The sequence below is a fragment of the Arthrobacter sp. TMN-49 genome, assembly GCF_054511095.1.
On record NZ_JBTNDH010000002.1, the window covers coordinates 1 to 20,141 of the forward strand.

Consider the following 20,141-nt stretch of genomic DNA (forward strand, 5'->3'; position numbering starts at 1 on the left):
ACTATTTTCACGATCTAACACGGCAAAGAACTCGGCCCGGTCAGCCGCAGAATAGCTCCGATAAACCAACGTCGAAGACTGCTCTGCGGCCGGCCCGGCACCGTCTTCCGGTGATGACATTTTCTCTAAAAAAGCTTCATTAATTGATGAAGACTCCATCGGTATCGCAACTCCAAAAGGTATGGAGTGTTGCAACGATCCCTGTAACTCGCCATTTGGACGGAAATGGGCCCTTTTCGTCTAACAACTGGATCATAGATTGGGGGGAGGGACGCCAGCCGCGTTCACTGCGATTGCCGCCGAAATCCAGGAGCTCGCAGGGGTGCAGGGCATGGTTGGGGATCCGGGCATAATCAGCTCCGCCGGCATCGAAGCACTCAAGGATGCGTCCTTGGGCTGGGTTAGTGCCCTGGGGAACACTACGGGTCGGGAAAACCCGGGGAAAAACAACATGGCCAAGCACTTGACGCTCACGATCACCACACAGAGGACCGGCGCGTGCCCGCAGAGCCCGTCGCCGCTGTGACTGGACAGATAATGCCGCTTTGAAATTTCATAGCGGCATTATCTGTCCAGTCAGGGTGCCGGAGGTAGCCCATCCATCCCCGTACGTAGGGGTTCAGTTGTTGAATGCGGTATTCCATGGAGACTTGCCGGATAGATCACGGATTTCTCCCGGTTCACCCTCAATTTCAGGTCTGATTCAAGGACTTTTGTCGCCTGCACCAACACCGAGCATCATGGGCGCTCTTACCCGGCAGGAACCCATACGAGACCGGCACAAACCCCGCATCAAAGACCGGGGAAAGGACTTGCGCAACCGCTTGCTGGATCAGCCGATCCAGCATGGACGGCGCCGGATGTTCATCTGCACCCAGCCCGTCAACACCTGCAGCACCACGATTACGCTCAAGACGTTTCACCGCGACCATCAGATTCTGCCGGTTCATCACTACGCACAGAAAGGGGCCATCCAGGATTCACCGGTGCCTCCTTACACCCTCTGTCACACAGATCTAGAGGGGGTGGTTAGTCGGCGGCGCGGCGGCCACGGACCTTGGGGATGGCGCCGGTGGTCCAGTCCGCGAACGGCGACGCCGTGCCCGTGGAACCCGTGCCGGTGGAACCCGTGCCCGTGGAACCCGCGGTGGGTGTGGGGCCGGAACCGCTCGTAGCTGGCGTGTGGACCACCTTCAGGGCCTTGATGAGGTCGTGGCGTTCCTTGCGACCCTCCACCAGGCGGTACAGCACCGGCACCAGAATCAAGGTCAGGGCCGTGGAGGAGATCAGGCCACCCACCACCACAATGGCCAGGGGCTGCGAAATGAAGCCCCCGCCCCCTGTCAGTCCCAAGGCCATGGGTGTGAGGGCAAAGATGGTGGCCAGCGCTGTCATGAGGATGGGGCGCAAACGCTGCCGGGCGCCGTGTTCGATGGCGTCGGCCACGTTCATGGCGGCCCTGTCCCCGGAAGGCTGCCTATATTGGTTGATCAGGTCGATGAGCACGATGGCGTTGGTGACAACAATGCCCACCAACATCAGCATGCCAATCAGTGACGGCAAGCCCAGCGGAACGCCTGTGATGAGCAACAAGCCAATGGCGCCGGTCGCGGCGAAGGGGATGGACACCAGCAGGATCAGCGGCTGGATCAGGGATTTGAAGGTGGCCACCATGATCACGTAGACGATGGCGATGGCTGCCAGCATGGCCAGGCCCAGCTGTGAGAACGAATCGTTAAGCTGTGTTGCGGCACCACCAATGCTGGCTATGACACCAGCTGGCAGGGTTGTGGCGTCGAGCCGCTTTTGCACCTCGGCGCTCAAGGACCCCAGGGAATCACCCTCGGGGGTCACCGAAACCGTGGCCGTCCGCTGGCCGTTGGAGGAGGTGAGGGTTAGCGGGGTTTGAAGTTCCGCCACCGTGGCCACGGAGGAGAGCGGAACGGGCCCGCTGGCCGTGGGGATCTGTGCCGCAGCCAGGGCCGCCACCGAATCAAACTCGGTGCCCACACCAATCTGCACCTTGTAGTCGGTGGTGTCGATGCGCACGGTGCCGCCCGGGAGGGGGCTGACGGTGGCTGCCAGCAAACCGGTAATCTGCGTCTCGTCCAGGCCAGCCGCAACAGCCTTGGCCCGGTTGACACTGACCTGGACCACCGGCTGGGAGCCGCTGAGGTTGCTGTCCACCGACTGCGCCCCGGGAACACCTGTCATGGCCTTGAGCAACAGATCGCTGGCTTCTTGGAGCTCGGCACCCGTGGTTGCCTTAACAATGACATCCACTGTGTTGGAGGTGCCGAAACCGCCACCTTCTGAGCCAAGGCTGATGGTGCCGGCGTCCTTGATGCCGTCGATGGCTGCCAGCACTGTTGCCTGCAGCTTGACCTGATCGGCATCCTCATCGGTGATGACCTGGAACGCCGCGCTAGAGGCGCCCGAGGACAGCAGCGCCGAGAAACCGCCGGAGGCGTTGCCAACGGTGACCTGAACATCCGTGACGCCCTGAATCTCCCGCAGCACTGCCTCGACCTTTTGGGAGGCTTCATCGGTGACGTCCAAGCTGGTTCCCGGCGGCATGTCCTGCTGGATGCTCAAACTGTTTTGGCCCGTGTTCCCCAACAAATTGGTGGGCAACAGCGGCGTCATGGCCAGGGTTGCCGCCAACACAATGCCGCCGGCCAGTAAGGTCGCCACGGGGTGCTTTTGCGTCTTGGCCAGGATGGGCAGATAGCCGCGCTGCAACCGGGACGACCGTTCCTTCACTTCCACAGCGCTCAGCAGCGCCTTCCCGCGCAAGGGGGTTCCGGCGTCGTCCGCGACACCGTGCTCGCCTGCAGCGGGGGACTTCAAGAACCAGTACGCCAGCACCGGAACAATGGTCAGCGATACCAGCAGCGAGGCCACCAGGGCGAACGTGACAGTGAGCGCGAAGGGTCGGAAGAGCTCGCCGGCCAGGCTGCCCACGAACGCAATGGGCAAGAACACCGCCACAGTCGTCAGGGTGGAGGCGGTAATGGCCGCCGCGACCTCCTTGATGGCGGCCAGGATGGCAGTCTTTTTGTCCTCCCCGTAGCTCAGGTGCCGCATGATGTTCTCGATCACCACAATGGAGTCATCCACCACCCGCCCAATGGCAATGGTCAGCGCGCCCAGGGTGAGAATGTTCAGCGAGTATCCTGTCGCCCACAACGCAATAAACGTCACCAGCAGGGACAACGGGATGGAGATGGCTGTGACCAGCGTTGAACGCACGGACATGAGGAAGATCAGGATAACCACGACGGCGAACCCCAGACCCAGCAGTCCCTCCACCGTGAGGTCGTGAATGGATTTCTCGATGAACGGAGCCTGGTCTAGAACTGTGGTGAACGTGGTGTTGTTGCCCAGCGAGGCCGCAATGCCCGGCAGTTCCTCGTTGATTTGCCGGGACAGGGAGACGGTGTCAGCGGCCGGCTTTTTCGTGATGGACAGTGCCAGCGTGGGTTCGCCGTTGGTGCGCGTGATGGAGGTGGCGGGGTCATCGGCCAGGGCAACGCTGGCGACCGAGGCGATGGTGGGGGGAGTGTTGGACTTCGCCGCGCCGGGGACCGGAGTGCTGGCCAGCGGCAGCGCCTTGACGGCGTCAAGGGAATCCACCGGGCTGCCGGCCTGAATGGAGAGGGTCAGGGTGTCGGTGTTCAGGGAGCCCACGGGAACCAGTGTGCCGTTGTTGCTCAGGGCCTTGGCGATGGAGCCGGGGTCGACACCGGCGGCGGCCATCTTGGCCGGGTCAGGCACAATGGCTATGTGCTGGGAGTTGGCGCCGCTCACGTCGGCGCCGCGAACGCCGTCGATCTTCAAAAGTTTGGGCACGGCAACGCGCTGCAAGTCGGTGTTGAGTGCTGCCAGGCCCTGATCGGAGGAGACAGCCAGGAAGACTATGGGAAAGTCCGCAATGCTGCCGGCGATGGGCAGCGGCTGGACATCGTCGGGCAGCTGCTGGCTGACGTTGGAGATGGCACGGTCAATCTGATTCCGGGCCCGGTCGAGATTGGTGCCGTAGGCGAACGCCAAACTGATGGTGGAGACGCCACTGCGCGAGGTGGAGGTACTGGATTCCAGCCCTTCCACCGCGTTCAGTGCCGCTTCCAACGGTTCACTGATTTGCTTGTCAACCACTGCCGGTGACGCGCCGGCCATGGCCGAGACAACAGTGATTTGCGGGAACTCAATGCTGGGGATCAGTTCCTGCTTCAGCGAACCGAGCGTGATGACCCCGAAAACCATCACGAAAATGGTGATCAGGGCAATCAACGCCCGGTTGCCCAGAGACATCTTTGCCAAACTAAACATCAGTACGCTCCCACGCGTTCATGCCGGTTCCACCCGGCACTGCGAGGGAACTTTAGGCTTTTTCCGTCTTCAACTGCAAAGAAGCTGCCGTGGCGGCCAGGCTCTTTTCAAATAGTTCGCCATCATCGTTGAGTTTGGTGCCATAGGTAGGCATCATGCCACGCAGGGATTCCTGCCATTCGAGCTTGAACTTGCGTGGGAAGCAACGCTGCAACAGCTCAAGCATAATGGGCACGGCCGTCGAGGCGCCCGGGGAGGCACCCAACAGGGCGGAGATGGTTCCATCAGCGGCCGTGATGACTTCGGTGCCGAACTGCAGCACCCCGCCCTTCTTGGCATCTTTCTTGATGATCTGCACGCGCTGGCCGGCCGTGATCAGCTCCCAGTCCTTGCCTTCGGCTTCGGGGAAGTACTCGTGGAGGGCAGTGACCTTGCCGCCGCGGGACTTGGTCACCTCGCCCACCAGGTACTTGACCAGGTCAAGGTTGTCCTTGCCCACAGCCAGCATGGGGATGATGTTGTTGGGGCGGATGGAGCCGGGCAGGTCCATGTAACTGCCGGTCTTGAGGTACTTCGTGGAGAAACCGCCGTACGGGCCGAACAGGAGCGAGCGCTGGCCGTCAACGTAGCGGGTGTCGAGGTGCGGGACTGACATGGGCGGGGCGCCCACTGAGGCCTGACCGTACACCTTGGCGCTGTGCTTGGCGGCAATTGTTTGGTCCGTGCACCGGAAGAACTGGCCCGAAACCGGGAATCCGCCAAAGCCCTTACCCTCGGGGATACCCGAGCGCTGGAGCAGGTGCAGGGCGCCACCACCGCTGCCAATGAAAACGAACTTGGCCTTGACCACGCCGTGCTCACCGGAGGCGGGGTGCTTGAGGGAAACGTTCCAGCCGCCGTCGTTGCTGCGGGCCAGGTCGGTGACAGTGGTGCCGTAGTTCACTTCGACGTCGTTCTTGTCCATGTAGCCGATCAGCTCACGGGTCAAGGCGCCAAAGTCCACGTCGGTGCCTTCGGCGGCACGGGTCGCGGACACTTTTTCCTGCGGGTCGCGGCCCTTCATCACCAAAGGTGCCCACGCGGCGATCGTTGCCGGGTCCTCGCTGTACTCCATGGAGGCAAAGACCGGGTTGGTCTTGAGCGCCTCATGGCGGGCCTTGAGGAACTTCCTGTGGGCCTCGCCAATGACGAAGCTCATGTGCGGCACCGTGTTGATGAACCCCTTGGGGGAGCCGATCAGCGATTCGTCCACCAGATGCGACCAGAACTGGCGCGAGAGCTGGAACTGCTCGTTGATGTGGACGGCCTTGGCCGGGTTCACCGAACCGTCGGCGGCAGCAGGAGAGTAGTTAAGCTCACAGAGCGCGGAGTGGCCGGTGCCGGCGTTATTCCAGGGGCTCGATGATTCCAATCCCGGGGTATCGAGCTGTTCAAACAGCACAATCTTCCAGTTTGGTTCGAGTTGCTTGAGCATGGTGCCCAGCGTGGCGCTCATGATGCCGCCTCCGATGAGAACAACGTCAGCGTCTTTGGTGTTCGAAATGAAGGTCACAGTCAACTCCGGTAGAGGCTCTTCCTAGCGGTAGCTAGCGTATCGCGGTAGGTGCACCATGCGTAAATCCAAACACTTGGGCAATCTGACGCCCGGGCCTACTCAGCCCGGTTCTGGCGCGAGGACCACATGATTGAACACCTCACTCAGGACCGGGCTGAGGGGATAGGACACCACCTTGTCCGAGAGGGCGATCGCCGAGATGGGGAAGGCGATGGGGACGGCCGGGACTGTTGCGGCGATTTGTTGGCTGATGGATTCGTACGCGGCAACACGCTCAGGGCCGTTGGGCATGCTGCGGGCTCGGGTAATTTTGGAGACCAGTTGGGGGTCTTCCAGGCCCAGTTCGGCACTGGCTGAGCCGAAGATGGGGCCCACAAAATTGTCGGGGTCCGCGTAGCTGCCGTTCCAACCCAACAGGCTCAGCGCATGGTCACCGCCACTGGTGACAGCAGCCACGTACCCTTCACTCCAGGGCACCGGAACGGGTTTGATGTTGAACCCCACCGCCGTGAGCTCGCTGGCAATTTGGGCGTACACCTTTTCGGGGGAGGGCAGGTATGTCCTGGACGAATCCGTGGGGTAATAAAATTTCAGCTCTTCGCCCTTGTAATCTGACTCAGCCAGCAGCGCTTTGGCCTTGGTCGCATCAAAAGCCATCCCCGTGACCTGGTTGTTAAAGCCGCTCAACTTCGGTGGGATGAACTGGCCGGTGATGGCTGTGCCGGCGATGAAGTAGTTGTTGGCAAGGCTTGTTTTGTCGATGGCAGTAGAAATGGCTTGACGGACCTTCAGATCGGCCAGGGCGGGGATCTTCTGGTTGATCCCCAGATACAGGACCGAGAACGGGTCACGCTGCAAGACTTGCTTGCCACTTTTGATGAGTTTGTCGAAATTGGTGGGTGTCACCGGGTCAAAGCCATCCAGTGAACCATCTTCCAACGCGGCCAAACGGGTGGCTGGCTGGTCAAAAGTCTTAAAGTTCAGGGTGGTGATTTGGCTCTTCTGGCCCCAATATTTGGCGTTGGCTTTCATGGTCACGGCGCCAGTGGACGCCGCCGTGAACGTGAAAGCGCCCGTGCCCACGGGGTGCAGCCCGTAACGGGAAACCTTGTTGCCGGAGAATGTTTGGTCCAAAACATTCGCCGTACCCTTCTTCAAAGCCGCGGGCGAGGAAATCGCGAAGGCTGGCAGTGTCAACGTCTGCAGGAAACCTGTCAGCCGCATGTTCAGGTTCAAGGTCACCTCCAGCGGGGCGTCCACGGTGCAGCCCTTGTACAGCGAATTCGCCGCATCGTCCTTGAAGGCGCGGAAAACCTGTTTGAACATGGATGCTGAGCCGTCACCGCGCGTGGCGGCGTCCATGGTGTACCAGCGTTCAAAGTTGGTGCAAATGGCTTGGGCGTCCAAGGCCGTGCCGTCGTGGAATTTGACGTCCGGGCGCAGCGTGAATTTATACGTCAAGCCGTCATCGAGTTCCTTCCAGCTGGTGGCCAGGCTCGGGGCCGGAGCGCCAGTCACGGGGTCAATGGTCAGCAAACCCTCAAGCACCTGCCGGGTCACCCTGTACGACTCCGTGTCCTGGAGAAGTGCCGGGTCAAACCCGAGGGGGTCGGAACCAACGCCGAAGTTAAACGTTCTCTCAACCGCCGCGGCGCTGGTCGACGCTGAGGGCGTGGGAGCCGGCGCGGGCGTGGCCGTGCAGGCGGAAGCTAGCAGAAGCACGACGGCGGCCATGGCCACTGTGCCCCGGGCGCGGGCTCGCCGTGGTCGCCCAAGGTGAGTTTTTTTGCCCCCGGTGACGGCGCGCCAGAGGGCCTTCGCTGCAGTTTTCTTGTGCGCGGGGCCGGCAGAGCTTGGCACGTTCGAGTTCTCCTTGCAGCGCGAATATTCCATCAGCCACTCATCATAGTGTTAGTTACTGGGCGGTTCCTCTGAAGGCCTGGCGCGAGTGGTCGGAGGCGCCGTGCCGAACCGGTAGTATTGTTGCTTCAATGCACCCGCGCGAGTGGTGGAATTGGTAGACACGCAGGTTTTAGGTACCTGTGCCTTCGGGCGTAGGGGTTCAAGTCCCCTCTTGCGCACAGAGATGAAAGGCCCCGCCGAGGAAAATCGGCGGGGCCTTTTTGCATGCGGACCTGTCCGCCCGAGCGGCCCGGGAGCGCGAGTTAGGCGGCCACGGCGAGTCCCAAGTCCCGGTGAAGTTTGGCCACATGGCCGGTCGCGCGGACGTTGTATTGGGCCAGCGAAACATTTCCGTCGCCATCAACGACAATCGTTGACCGGATCAGGCCCTGGTAAGTCCTGCCGTAGTTCTTTTTCTCACCCCAGGCGGCGTAAGCCTCCGCCACCGTATGGTCCGGATCGCTCAGCAGTGTGAAGGTGAGGTCTTCCTTTTCCGCGAAACGGGCCAGCTTCTCCACCGGGTCCGGTGAGATGCCAACCACTGCGTAGCCAGCTGAATGCAATGACGCTAAATTGTCGCGGAAATCGCAGGCTTGCTTGGCGCATCCCGGTGTCATGGCCGCCGGGTAAAAGTACAAAATTACGTGGCGGGCAGAGAAATCGGCCAGTGATGTCATGCCGCCAGCAGCGTTGGGCAGGCTAAAGCTGGGGGCGGGATCGCCGGGGCTCAAACGGTCGGTCATGGGTAACTCCTGTTGGTTGCGCCCTGGTCATCAAGGGACCGGGCAGCGGCGAAATGGTGGCACTATTTTCAGCCTAGAGGACTTGCCGCGGAGCGCTAAATTGGCCGGTGCCGACGTGGCGGCCCGGTGCCCGCTGCCGATTTCGCGATGCTGCAAGGCAAGAACGTGATGAACGCAGGTGATTGTACTGTCTTCACTGATTGTTGGGAAGGTCTTGACGCGGAGGGAGGTATGGGCGGTAGGTTACTCATCAGTAGCAAAAGAATGTAACTTACATCACATCCACCCCTAGCTGAGGAACCGCCCATGTCTGCCAGCATGTCAAGGACGCCGAGTCATAGATCTGTCAAGAAACACTATGTTGCCCACCTCCTGCTGATCCTCTTGGTCTTGGCGATGGTGGTGTTCTTTGCCCTGACCACCACCAAAATTGCCACAGGTGCCTCGCAGCTTCAAGACGGTACCAAGCTCACCTCTGCCGGGGCCGACAAACTAAAAGCTGGGGCCAGTTCGGTCAACGACGGTGCCCTGAAACTGGACACCGGGGCAGGCGCCGCCGCCCAGGGGGCCACGGCTGCCAGCGCCGGTGCCGGCAAACTCGCAAAAGGGGCGGCCACGCTCCACGCCGGCGTCCAGAGCCAGTTGGCTCCAGGCATCCTGGCCGCCAATGACGGTGCCCAAGCGCTGGCAGCGGGTGCCGGCAAGACCTCCGCCGACGTTCACAACAAGCTTGCACCGGGCGTGTTCTCTGCCGCCGACGGTGCCACCCAGGTGGCAAACGGGAGTGCCGCCGTGACTGCGGGAGCGTCCACAATCGCCGACGGCGTCGAAAACAAGCTTGCCCCGGGCGTCTTCGCGGCCAACAAGGGCGCCCTTGAACTGCTCGCCGGCGGCAACGCCCTGAACGCCGGCACCGAAAAGATCGTGGCCGGAGTGGCCCAACTGGCTCCCGGCGTCAACGCCGTTGAAGCTGGCGCCTCCTCGCTGGCACTTGGTGCGGCTGGGGTCAACACTGGTGCCCAACAACTCAACGCAGGCCTTTCTGCCGCCGCCAACGGTGCCGCAGCGCTGGGGGCGGGAGCAAGTGCTGCCAATACTGGTGCCCAAAAAGTTTCCGCCGGAGCGCAGGGGTTGGCGGCCGGGACCAGCCAGCTTGCGGCGGCGCTCACGCCGTCGCAAGCTGGCACCGATCCGCAGAACTTGGCGGACGGAGCAAAACGACTTGACCTTGGTACGGCACAAGTGTCCGGCGCGGCCGGGCAAGTCAACAGCGGTGTGCAAAAGGTTCTGGAGCTGGCACGAGCAAATCCGAATGTTCCCGTGGGGGCGCTCCTGGCCCAGCTGCAGCAGCTGGCTGACGGCAGCAAGGCGTTGGCGGACGGCAGCCAGGCGCTGAGCCAAGGCAGTCAAGGTTTGGTGGCCGGCTTTGGGGTCCTGGGTTCAAAGCTGAACAGCGTGGACCCCGCCAACCCCGGACTTGTTGTTGGCGCCCAACAGCTGGTTGCAGGTTCCGCGACGCTTGCAGCCGGGACCCAACAACTGGCTGCGGGCCTGAATGGCGTGGCCGGCAATGCCCAGTCTCCAGGCCTCGTGGCAGGCACCAAGCAACTCTCCGACGGTGCCACAAAACTAGCTACGGGGACCAAGCAGCTCGCTGACGGCGCCACCACGCTGCATGCCGGTACCGAGAAAATCGCCGACGGCGTCAACGGGAACCCCAACGATGCGAACAATCCGGGCCTGCTCAAGGGTGTAAAGACGCTGAATGAAGGCACCGGTGCCCTTTCCGCCGGTACCGCACAACTCGCCGCAGGGACCACCAAAATTGCCGCGGGACTTGCCGGCACGCAGGCCAAGCCGGGGCTGATCGGTGGTGTCCAGGCCCTCGCCGAAGGTAGCTCGGCCCTGTCCACGGGTTCGCAAAAGCTCGCCGACGGGACGCAGAAACTGGTGACAGGTATGAACGGCGTGCCGGGGGATCCGGACCGCCCAGGACTGCTGAACGCCACCGAACGCCTGGAAGAGGGCGCTGCCAAGCTGTTTGCTGGCACGGAGAAGCTCAATGTTGGCGTTGCCGGAAACCCTGCCACTGCCGGTTCCGGTTTGCTGTTCGGCAGCAAGGCGCTCTCCAATGGTGCGCTCACCCTGGCGGGCGGCAGCACCAAGCTTGCCGCGGGCAATGCAGCACTTGCTGCCGGCGCGTCGGAGCTCGCTGCTGGCACCAGCCAACTCGCTGACGGGGCCGCAACCTTGGCCGACGGCAACGGCAAGGTGGCCGATGGCACCACTGTGCTGTACTCGGGAGTTTCCGCAGTAACGCCTGCCGGCGCAATCTCCTCCCCGTCAATGATGTCCTTCCTGGCACTGCTGGGGGCGCTGGTGATCGGCTTGCTGCTGGTGGCGTTGATCAGACGGCGAGGTGCGAGCACGAAGGCCTAACTGCGCCGCAGCAAGGGGGAAAGGCCCTTTTTGGGCAATAAAAAACCGCTCCAACACGGGTTGTTACCTGTGTTGGAGCGGTTCTTCTTGGTGCACCCCTCCGGACTTGAACCGGAAACCCATTGATTAAGAGTCAATTGCTCTGCCAATTGAGCTAGAGGTGCATCTCTTCGGTGCGGTGGAACACTCTGGTTTGTGTCCGTTGTGTTCCTCGCAACGACATGAAACTATACGGGAAATTTTGGCGAGTGTGAAATCGAGAATGCCTGTTGCGGCGCAGATCACAGTTTGAGTGTGAAGGAATCCCGGAATCTAGCGGTTTTTATCGAAGAAATTCCCTCCGCCGCTCCTTGACCTTCGGGGCGCCAGTGCGCAGGGAAAGCGGATTCTGGTAGCCACAACCCTCGGCCAGCGGGCAATTGACAGCTCTCGGTCGGCTAAAGCGGAGGTGTTTGTGCATGGCTGGCGAGCAGTTGGCAAGAATTGAAGGGCAAAGGTGTGGCTCGGGTCACCCTTTGGGTCATAGACTGCCCCCATGAGTGTCGAGACAAATCCAGCAGAGCCAGCAGACGCCGTCGTCCGAACAGCTGACGGCTTGCCAGACATCAAACCCCGCAGCAGGGTTGTTACCGACGGGATCCACGCCGCCCCCTCGCGTGGCATGTTCCGCGCGGTGGGCATGGGCGATGATGACTTTAGGAAACCGCAGATCGGGGTGGCGAGTTCGTGGAATGAGATCACCCCGTGCAACCTCTCCCTGAACCGTTTGGCCCAGGGCGCCAAGGAGGGCGTGTTCGCGGCCGACGGCTTCCCCCTGCAATTTGGCACCATCTCCGTCTCCGACGGCATTTCCATGGGCCACGAGGGCATGCACTTCTCCCTCGTTTCGCGCGAGGTGATCGCCGACTCCGTGGAAACAGTCATGATGGCCGAGCGTCTTGACGGGTCAGTGCTCCTGGCCGGTTGCGACAAGTCACTGCCGGGCATGCTCATGGCGGCGGCCCGGCTGAACCTTGCCAGCGTGTTCCTGTACGCCGGCTCCATCATGCCCGGCTTTGCCAAGCTCGAAGATGGCACGGAGAAGGAAGTCACGTTGATTGACGCCTTTGAGGCAGTGGGTGCCTGCGCCGCCGGCAAGATGAGCCTGAAGGACCTGGATTCCATTGAGCGGGCCATCTGCCCGGGCGAAGGCGCCTGCGGTGGCATGTACACGGCCAACACCATGGCGTGCATCGGCGAGGCCTTGGGCATGTCGTTGCCCGGATCGGCCGCCCCGCCCAGCGCCGACCGCCGTCGTGACATGTTTGCCCGCAAGTCCGGGACGGCCGTGGTGAACTTGCTGCGCCAAGGCATCCGCGCCCGCGACATCATGACCAAGAAGGCCTTTGAGAACGCCATCGCCGTCACCATGGCTTTCGGCGGCTCCACCAATGCTGTGTTGCATCTGCTCGCGATCGCCCGCGAGGCCAACGTCGATTTGACCCTTGCCGACTTCAACCGGATCGGGGACACAGTCCCGCACCTGGGTGATCTGAAACCGTTTGGCCGGTACGTCATGTTCGACGTGGACAAGATCGGGGGCGTGCCGGTCATTATGAAGGCACTGCTCGACGCCGGACTCATCCATGGCGACTGCCTCACAGTCACGGGCAAGACGGTTGCGGAGAACCTGGCCGAGATCAACCCGCCGGATCCCGATGGCAAGGTTTTGCGCGCCATGGACAACCCCATCCACAAGACCGGCGGCATCACCATCTTGCACGGTTCGATGGCCCCGGAAGGTGCTGTGGTCAAAAGTGCCGGCTTCGACCTGGACGTTTTTGAAGGCACTGCCCGGGTGTTTGAACGTGAGCAGGGTGCGCTCGATGCCCTGGACAAGGGAAAAATTCACGCCGGCGATGTGGTCGTGATCCGCTACGAAGGCCCCAAGGGTGGCCCCGGCATGCGTGAGATGCTCGCGATCACCGGCGCCATCAAGGGTGCCGGGCTGGGCAAGGACGTGCTGCTGCTGACCGACGGCCGCTTCTCCGGCGGCACCACGGGCCTGTGCATTGGCCACGTTGCCCCCGAAGCGGTCGACGGCGGTCCCATCGCCTTTGTGCGCGACGGCGACACGATTCGCGTTGACATTGCCGCGCGCAGCTTCGACCTTCTGGTCGATGAGGCGGAGTTGGCGGCGCGGAGAGTCGGGTGGGAGCCTTTGCCGCCGAAATTCACCACAGGAGTGCTCGCCAAGTACGCCAAGCTGGTCAACAGCGCCTCAACCGGGGCATATTGCGGCTAGTGGTCGTGTTCCGACCCGCGATTGGTTAAGGGTCGCTAGGCTTTAGGAGACTGAAGAATCCTAGGGGGCATGATTTGCGAGTTAAATCGTTAAGGCTGAGACGTCATTTGAGATGGGGCGTGCCGCTCGTCGCAGCACCTGCCATTTACCTTGTGGCCATGACGGGAACATGGTGGATCAATAAAGGTCTGGAGAGCCAAAGCCTAGGGGCATGGTGGGCCTTGCTGGCTCTATTGCTGCTGCTACTCGCGGTGGGTGGTCCCCCCACCGCACTGTTCTATGCTGTTACCGGTGGGTACAGAGCTTTTCGGCACTGGCGGCGTGCCCATGGCCATTTCAACAAGAAGGAAGCCCAGGTTGCGCAGCGAGAGCGTGTCTCGGCCGTGGCATGGGATCAAGCCCGTGCCCTGCAATCGTGTCTCTTGCGGCGCGAAGTCCCGGAGCCTATCCGCATTTGGGACGTGGTAGCCAATGCCGAGGAGGTCTTCTTCCAGGATGTGCCAGCGCACTACGGGCGGCATTACGGGATGGATGTGACGTACTCGCAAAGCTCGGGCTTCTATTTCGGTAGGCCCGCCTTTGTGTTGGCGGGTTTGGGTGCCAGTGCCATGTCAAATGCTGCCCGTCGAGACGCGGCGGCCCGTCAGGCGGTAGCCCAATGGCGCGAGCGTCAGCAGTGTCGGCTCGTGGTGAGCAACCAGCGGCTGATGTGCCAAGTGGGTGGCCGGTGGCTTAGTTTTTACTTCTCCGCGGTCACGGCCGTCTATCCAGAAATTGAGGACTGGTCACTCATTACCCAGTTCGATTCAACCTCGCCCCTACTGTTGAGCGGTGTGCATGTGCCTTCGGTGGCGCTACTGACAGTTCTTGCCACGCAGGGCGTGGAGGCGGTCGGTGCCCACCCGAGCCTGCAAAAGCTGGGCACCAGCGAGGTCGTAAGGATTGCTTGATTGAACGCCGGGGCAGCGAGCTGCCCCGGCTGGAGTGGGCGGATGGTGGGGCGTAAGCGGCCATGCCCACAGAGTGGACATCATGTCCAAATATTGAGATGCTCGTGTGGCTCGTTTGACACTTAAGAGCCGAAAACGGGAGACTACACATATGCAACGAAAGCTCCTAGTCGTCCTACGCTAGCGCGTGACGCACCATGACCGCACCCAAGGTCATGGCCCAGTGATTCTTACGATGAGTGAGCGTCGCAACACGTGCATACCCCTCGCTGAGAGCCTCATGGGCTGAGGGGTATTTTTTGTTTCCACTACCAGCGGCAACTCGTACTACTGCGTAAACCATCCAGATTTTTACGCTTCTCAAGAAGATTTACCCAGAAACATGAGTTCCCCAAAGGAAGAACCGATGAGTAAAGGAACGCCCGCCAGCCCAGCGCTGATGGCAGCCAAGTCCGCCGGACACGGTACGCACGCTAGCCCCACCTCAGGTGCCGCTAGCACCGTTAGCCCAGTTTCCGCCGTCGTGGGTCCCAACAACGTTGTGGCTCCCATCCAGATGACCGGCTCCGAGGCTATTGTGCGTTCGCTTGAGGAGCTTGGCGTCAAGGACATTTTCGGGCTTCCCGGTGGTGCCATCTTGCCCACCTACGATCCGCTCATGGCTTCCTCGCTCAACCATGTGCTGGTGCGCCACGAACAAGGCGCCGGGCACGCTGCCCAGGGCTACGCGATGGTGACCGGCAACGTTGGCGTCTGCATTGCAACGTCCGGCCCCGGTGCCACGAACCTGGTCACGGCCATCATGGATTCCCATATGGACTCCGTTCCCATCGTGGCCATCACCGGCCAGGTATCCAGTGCCGTCATTGGCACCGACGCGTTTCAGGAAGCCGACATTGTTGGCATCACCATGCCCATCACCAAGCACTCGTACCTGGTGACTGACGCGAACGACATCCCCCGAGTGCTGGCCGAGGCTTTCCACCTGGCATCCACAGGACGTCCCGGCCCCGTTCTGGTGGATGTGGCTAAGGACGCCCAGCAGGGTCAAATGACGTTCTCCTGGCCGCCAGTCATCGACCTGCCCGGCTACCGGCCCGTTTTCCGTGGCCATTCCAAGCGGTTGCGCGAAGCTGCCCGCTTGATTGGCGCAGCCAAAAAGCCGGTTCTGTACGTCGGTGGCGGCGTTGTCAAGGGCGAGGCCTCCGCGGAACTGTTGGTTCTGGCAGAGCTGACAGGTGCCCCCGTTGTCACCACCTTGATGGCCCGCGGCGCCTTCCCCGACTCGCACCCCCTGCACGTTGGGATGCCCGGCATGCACGGCACCGTTTCGGCTGTGACAGCCTTGCAGCAGTCTGACCTGCTCATCACCTTGGGTGCGCGCTTCGATGACCGTGTCACAGGCGTCTTGAGCAGTTTTGCACCCCACGCCTTGGTCATCCACGCTGACATTGACCCGGCCGAGATTTCCAAAAACCGCACAGCCGATGTCCCGATTGTTGGCTCGGTCAAGGAAATCATCCCGGACCTCACAGCCGCCGTGAAGGCTGAATTCGAGGCCTCTGGCACCCCGGATCTCGGTGACTGGTGGGCGTTCCTTGGCAACCTCCGCGACACCTACCCGCTGGGTTGGACAGAACCCGAGGACGGGCTCATGTCCCCGCAGCGCGTCATCTCGCGCATCGGCGCACTGACCGGACCCGAGGCTGTCTACGCTGCAGGGGTAGGCCAGCACCAGATGTGGGCCGCCCAGTTCATCAAGTACGAGCGTCCCCGCTCCTGGCTGAACTCAGGCGGCGCCGGCACCATGGGGTATTCGGTGCCCGCAGCCATGGGTGCCAAAGTTGGCAACCCGGACCGTGTTGTGTGGGCCATCGATGGTGACGGTTGTTTCCAGATGACCAACCAGGAGCTGGCCACCTGCCGCATCAACAACATCCCCATCAAGGTCGCCATCATCAACAACTCCTCCCTGGGCATGGTTCGCCAGTGGCAGACACTGTTTTACAACAGCCGCTACTCCAACACCGACCTGAACACGGGCCACAACACCATCAGGGTTCCGGACTTCGTGAAACTGGCAGACGCCTACGACTGCGTCGGTCTGCGCTGCGAACGAGTTGAAGACATTGACGCCACCATTGAGGCCGCCCTGGCCATCAACGACCGTCCGGTGATCATCGACTTCGTGGTGAGCCCCGATTCCATGGTGTGGCCGATGGTGCCCTCGGGTGTCAGCAATGACCAAATTCAGGTAGCCCGGAACATGACCCCGGTGTGGGACGAGGAAGACTAAAAATGAATCGACATACTCTTTCCGTACTGGTTGAAGACAAGCCAGGTGTGCTGACCCGGGTTGCGAGCATGTTTGCCCGCCGCGCCTTCAACATCAACTCCCTAGCTGTTGGCCCCACAGAGATTGCCGGGATTTCCCGCATGACAGTTGTGGTGGACGCCGACGGTGACTTGATTGAACAAGTCACCAAACAACTGAATAAACTAGTCAACGTCATCAAGATCGTTGAACTTGTGTCAGAGAATTCCGTGCAACGGGACCACATCCTGGTCAAGGTACGTGCGGATGCCGCCACGAGACTGCAAGTCACCCAAGCTGCAGATCTCTTCCGGGCCTCGGTGGTGGATGTGTCTACAGACTCATTGACCATTGAAGCCACAGGCTACGCGGACAAGCTTGCAGCATTGTTGAATGTCCTGGAGCCCTTCGGGATCCGGGAGATTGTGCAATCAGGCACCTTGGCTATTGGCCGCGGGTCCCGTTCCATGAGCGACCGGGCACTTCGCGCCTCATAGCGCACAGGCCCTCGGGCCACCAAGAAATACGTTTCACCGTCAGCAGCACACCATTTACCAAGGAGTTTCACAGTGACCGAAATGTTCTACGACGACGACGCCGACCTCTCCATCATCCAGGGACGCAAGGTCGCCGTTATTGGCTACGGCAGCCAGGGTCACGCACACGCACTGAACCTGCGCGATTCCGGTGTTGACGTTCGCGTCGGCCTCAAGGATGGCTCCAAGTCCCGCGCCAAGGCAGAGGCTGAGGGCCTGCGCGTTCTCAACGTTGCAGAGGCAACGGCCGAGGCCGACCTGATCATGATCCTGACCCCGGACCAGGTTCAGCGCTTCGTTTACACCGACGACATCGCACCGAACCTGAAGGCAGGCGACGCCCTGTTCTTCGGTCACGGCTTCAACATCCGTTTCGGCTACATCACGCCTCCGGCCGACGTTGACGTTGCCCTGGTTGCCCCGAAGGCTCCGGGTCACACCGTGCGCCGCGAGTTCGAGGCCGGCCGCGGTATTCCGGACTTGATCGCCGTGGAGCAGGACTTCACCGGTGGCGCCAGGGACCTGGCCCTGTCCTACGCGAAAGCCATTGGCGGCACCCGTGCCGGTGTCATCGAGACCACCTTCACCGAGGAGACCGAGACCGACCTCTTCGGCGAGCAGGCAGTGCTTTGTGGCGGCGCCTCCCAGCTGGTCCAGTACGGCTTCGAGACCCTCACCGAGGCCGGCTACAAGCCCGAGATCGCCTACTTCGAGGTGCTGCACGAGCTCAAGCTCATCGTTGACCTGATGTGGGAAGGTGGCATTGCCAAGCAGCGTTGGAGTGTTTCCGACACCGCAGAGTACGGCGACTACGTCTCCGGCCCGCGCGTCATCACCCCCGAGGTGAAGGAGAACATGAAGGCCGTTTTGGCCGACATCCAAAGTGGTGCTTTCGCCAAGCGTTTCATCGAAGATCAGGATGCCGGCGCGCCGGAGTTCTTGGAACTGCGTGCCAAGGGTGAAGCCCACCCGATCGAGGCCACCGGCCGCGAGCTGCGCAAACTCTTCTCCTGGGTCAGCAGCAGCGACGACTACACCGAAGGCTCCGTGTCCCGCTAGTCCCCACTTGCCGGCCCAGCTGAAGCCGCTGGCGCGTCTTCAGCTGGGGCCCCTCGGGGCTGTGGGCCCACGCTTCTGGTGTGAGTTCATGTGCACCTCGGGGCCGTGGGCCCACGCTTCTGGTGTGGTCCTGCGCGCTTGCGCATAGCCAAAATCGCTCCACATGTGAGATGCATCGCTTGCGTCGGTGTTCTCATCGATTGTTACGGTGAGGAAGCCGGGCTCCCATAAGCTGGAGTCCGGCTTTTGCGTTGGACTCCCAACCTAAAAACCACTCACCAAAATCCCCACAAGAACATAAACGAAAGCTAAAGAGGTCACCGGTGACAGCCACCAAGCCAGTAGTACTCCTCGCTGAGGAACTTTCGCCCGCCACCATTGAGGCACTCGGTCCCGATTTTGAGATCCGCCGCGCCGATGGGGCAAACCGCTCCGAACTGCTTTCCGCCATCGTTGACGTCGACGCGATCCTGGTTCGCTCCGCAACGCAGGTCGACGCCGAGGCCATTGCCGCGGCGAAGAACTTGAAGGTCATTGCACGTGCCGGTGTGGGGCTGGACAACGTGGACATCAAGGCTGCAACTCAGGCCGGCGTCATGGTCGTTAACGCCCCGACGTCGAACATTGTCTCGGCTGCGGAGCTGACCATTGGGCACATCCTGTCCCTGGCCCGGCACATTCCTGCCGCCAGCACGGCACTGAAGAACGGCGAGTGGAAGCGCTCCAAGTACACAGGCACCGAGCTGTTGGAAAAGAAGCTTGGCATCATCGGCTTGGGCCGCATTGGTGCCCTCATCACCGAGCGTGCCAAGGCATTCGGCATGGAGATCGTCGCATACGACCCCTACGTCACCTCAGCCCGCGCGGCCAGCCTGGGTGTTCAGCTGTTGACCCTGGATGAACTGCTTGAGCAGTCGGACTTCATCACCATCCACATGCCGCGCACGCCGGAAACTTTGGGCATGATCGGCACCGCAGCGTTTGCGAAGATGAAGAAGTCCGCCTACGTCATCAACGTGGCCCGCGGTGGCTTGATCGATGAAGCCGCCTTGAACATTGCTTTGCGCGACGGCGAAATCGCTGGTGCCGGCATTGACGTTTTCGTCAAGGAGCCCGCCACCGACGTTGACTTCCTCGGCCTGGACAATGTCATCGCCACACCGCATCTGGGTGCCTCCACTGACGAAGCACAGGAAAAGGCTGGCGTCTCCGTAGCTAAATCAGTGCGCCTGGCCTTGGCTGGCGAGCTGGTTCCGGACGCTGTCAACGTTGCCGGTGGCGTCATTGCCCCCGACGTTCGCCCCGGTATCCCGTTGATCGAGAAGCTGGGACGCATCTTCACAGCCTTGTCCCACGCCTCGGTCACCCAGATCGATGTTGAAGTTGCCGGTGAAATTGCGGCCCTCGACGTCAAGGCGTTGGAGCTCTCAGCCTTGAAGGGCGTCTTCAAGGACATCGTCTCCGAGCAGGTTTCCTACGTCAACGCTCCGGTTTTGGCCGAGCAGCGCGGCATCAAAACTCACCTGATCACCACCTTGGAATCGGCTGACTACCGTAACGTGTTGACCATTCGTGGCGCACTCTCGGACGATTCACAGATCTCCGTTTCCGGTACCTTGACGGGCCCGAAGCAGATCCAGAAGATCGTCTCGGTCAACGGCTACGAACTCGAAATCCCCATGAGCGATCACCTTTTGGTGATTTCCTATGCGGACCGTCCCGGCGTTGTTGGCACCTTGGGTCGCCTGCTGGGCGAGAACGACGTCAACATTGCCGGCATGCAGGTGGCCCGTCACACCGAGGGCGGCCAGGCGTTGGCGCTCATCACGGTGGACAGCTCCGTGCCGCAGTCCCTGCTGGATTCCATCAAGGCAGAGATCGGCGCCACCATGGCCCGTGAGGTAGACCTCGAGGACTAGTCGCCTCCGCTTTTCATCTGACCCGCAGTAAACGCCGAAAATTCACGGTTTTACCGTGTTTTTCGGCGTTTACTGCGGGTCAGTTCGTATTGGGGGGAGAGGAGGGGG

Annotated in this window: 12 protein-coding genes and 2 tRNA genes; 8 read left to right on the top strand and 6 right to left on the bottom strand. The window is 61.4% G+C overall.

Annotated features, from left to right (window positions below; genetic code table 11):
* Window positions 1-476 precede the first annotated feature (476 nt).
* The 4 genes from ACX80E_RS01150 to ACX80E_RS01165 all read right to left on the bottom strand — a co-directional run bounded on the left by ACX80E_RS01150 (window position 477) and on the right by ACX80E_RS01165 (window position 7,747).
* Window positions 477-644, bottom strand: coding sequence for a group II intron maturase-specific domain-containing protein (locus ACX80E_RS01150; protein ID WP_459299725.1), 168 nt, complete (start codon window positions 642-644; stop codon window positions 477-479).
* Between the two features lie 385 nt (window positions 645-1,029).
* Window positions 1,030-4,332, bottom strand: a complete 3,303-nt coding sequence (locus ACX80E_RS01155; protein WP_459299727.1) for an efflux RND transporter permease subunit — start codon at window positions 4,330-4,332, stop codon at window positions 1,030-1,032.
* Window positions 4,333-4,384: 52 nt separating this feature from the next.
* Window positions 4,385-5,884 (bottom strand): malate:quinone oxidoreductase, encoded by a 1,500-nt coding sequence (locus tag ACX80E_RS01160; RefSeq protein ID WP_459299729.1) that lies wholly within the window; start codon window positions 5,882-5,884, stop codon window positions 4,385-4,387.
* Between the two features lie 102 nt (window positions 5,885-5,986).
* Complete coding sequence (locus ACX80E_RS01165) at window positions 5,987-7,747, bottom strand: ABC transporter substrate-binding protein (RefSeq protein WP_459299731.1); 1,761 nt, start codon at window positions 7,745-7,747, stop codon at window positions 5,987-5,989.
* A gap of 139 nt (window positions 7,748-7,886) precedes the next feature.
* Between ACX80E_RS01165 and ACX80E_RS01170 the strand changes: the two genes are divergently transcribed.
* Window positions 7,887-7,968 (top strand) — tRNA-Leu (locus ACX80E_RS01170).
* 84 nt (window positions 7,969-8,052) lie between these two features.
* Here the strand turns inward: ACX80E_RS01170 and bcp are convergent.
* Window positions 8,053-8,532 carry a thioredoxin-dependent thiol peroxidase gene (gene bcp / locus ACX80E_RS01175; protein ID WP_459299733.1) on the bottom strand — a complete coding sequence of 160 codons (480 nt, stop codon included), beginning with the start codon at window positions 8,530-8,532 and terminating at the stop codon, window positions 8,053-8,055.
* Window positions 8,533-8,838: 306 nt separating this feature from the next.
* Between bcp and ACX80E_RS01180 the strand changes: the two genes are divergently transcribed.
* Window positions 8,839-10,971: a hypothetical protein gene (locus ACX80E_RS01180; RefSeq protein WP_459299735.1), complete on the top strand. Its 2,133-nt coding sequence runs from the start codon at window positions 8,839-8,841 to the stop codon at window positions 10,969-10,971.
* 88 nt (window positions 10,972-11,059) lie between these two features.
* Here ACX80E_RS01180 and ACX80E_RS01185 read toward each other — a convergent pair.
* A tRNA-Lys gene (locus ACX80E_RS01185) sits at window positions 11,060-11,135 on the bottom strand.
* Between the two features lie 371 nt (window positions 11,136-11,506).
* On the opposite strand from ACX80E_RS01185, the gene ilvD reads away from it, so the two are divergent.
* The 6 genes from ilvD (at window position 11,507) to serA (ending at window position 20,033) form a co-directional block, all read left to right on the top strand.
* Window positions 11,507-13,255, top strand: coding sequence for a dihydroxy-acid dehydratase (gene ilvD / locus ACX80E_RS01190; protein WP_459299737.1), 1,749 nt, complete (start codon window positions 11,507-11,509; stop codon window positions 13,253-13,255).
* 119 nt (window positions 13,256-13,374) lie between these two features.
* Window positions 13,375-14,205, top strand: a complete 831-nt coding sequence (locus ACX80E_RS01195; protein WP_459299739.1) for a hypothetical protein — start codon at window positions 13,375-13,377, stop codon at window positions 14,203-14,205.
* 406 nt (window positions 14,206-14,611) lie between these two features.
* A complete protein-coding gene (locus tag ACX80E_RS01200) occupies window positions 14,612-16,501 on the top strand; it encodes an acetolactate synthase large subunit (protein WP_459299741.1) in 1,890 nt (629 codons plus the stop codon).
* A gap of 2 nt (window positions 16,502-16,503) precedes the next feature.
* Window positions 16,504-17,016 (top strand): acetolactate synthase small subunit, encoded by a 513-nt coding sequence (ilvN, locus tag ACX80E_RS01205; RefSeq protein ID WP_459299743.1) that lies wholly within the window; start codon window positions 16,504-16,506, stop codon window positions 17,014-17,016.
* Between the two features lie 72 nt (window positions 17,017-17,088).
* Window positions 17,089-18,114 (top strand): ketol-acid reductoisomerase, encoded by a 1,026-nt coding sequence (ilvC, locus tag ACX80E_RS01210; protein ID WP_459299745.1) that lies wholly within the window; start codon window positions 17,089-17,091, stop codon window positions 18,112-18,114.
* Between the two features lie 323 nt (window positions 18,115-18,437).
* A complete protein-coding gene (serA, locus tag ACX80E_RS01215) occupies window positions 18,438-20,033 on the top strand; it encodes a phosphoglycerate dehydrogenase (RefSeq protein WP_459299747.1) in 1,596 nt (531 codons plus the stop codon).
* Window positions 20,034-20,141 lie beyond the last annotated feature (108 nt).

Excerpts from the sequence above, each read along its gene's own strand:
- ACX80E_RS01180 (WP_459299735.1), top strand. The coding sequence starts at position 8,839 with ATGTCTGCCAGCATGTCAAGGACGCCGAGTCATAGATCTGTCAAGAAA.
- ilvD (WP_459299737.1), top strand. The coding sequence starts at position 11,507 with ATGAGTGTCGAGACAAATCCAGCAGAGCCAGCAGACGCCGTCGTCCGA.
- ilvN (WP_459299743.1), top strand. The coding sequence starts at position 16,504 with ATGAATCGACATACTCTTTCCGTACTGGTTGAAGACAAGCCAGGTGTG.
- ACX80E_RS01155 (WP_459299727.1), bottom strand. The coding sequence starts at position 4,332 with ATGTTTAGTTTGGCAAAGATGTCTCTGGGCAACCGGGCGTTGATTGCC.
- ACX80E_RS01150 (WP_459299725.1), bottom strand. The coding sequence starts at position 644 with ATGGAATACCGCATTCAACAACTGAACCCCTACGTACGGGGATGGATG.
- bcp (WP_459299733.1), bottom strand. The coding sequence starts at position 8,532 with ATGACCGACCGTTTGAGCCCCGGCGATCCCGCCCCCAGCTTTAGCCTG.
- ACX80E_RS01200 (WP_459299741.1), top strand. The coding sequence starts at position 14,612 with ATGAGTAAAGGAACGCCCGCCAGCCCAGCGCTGATGGCAGCCAAGTCC.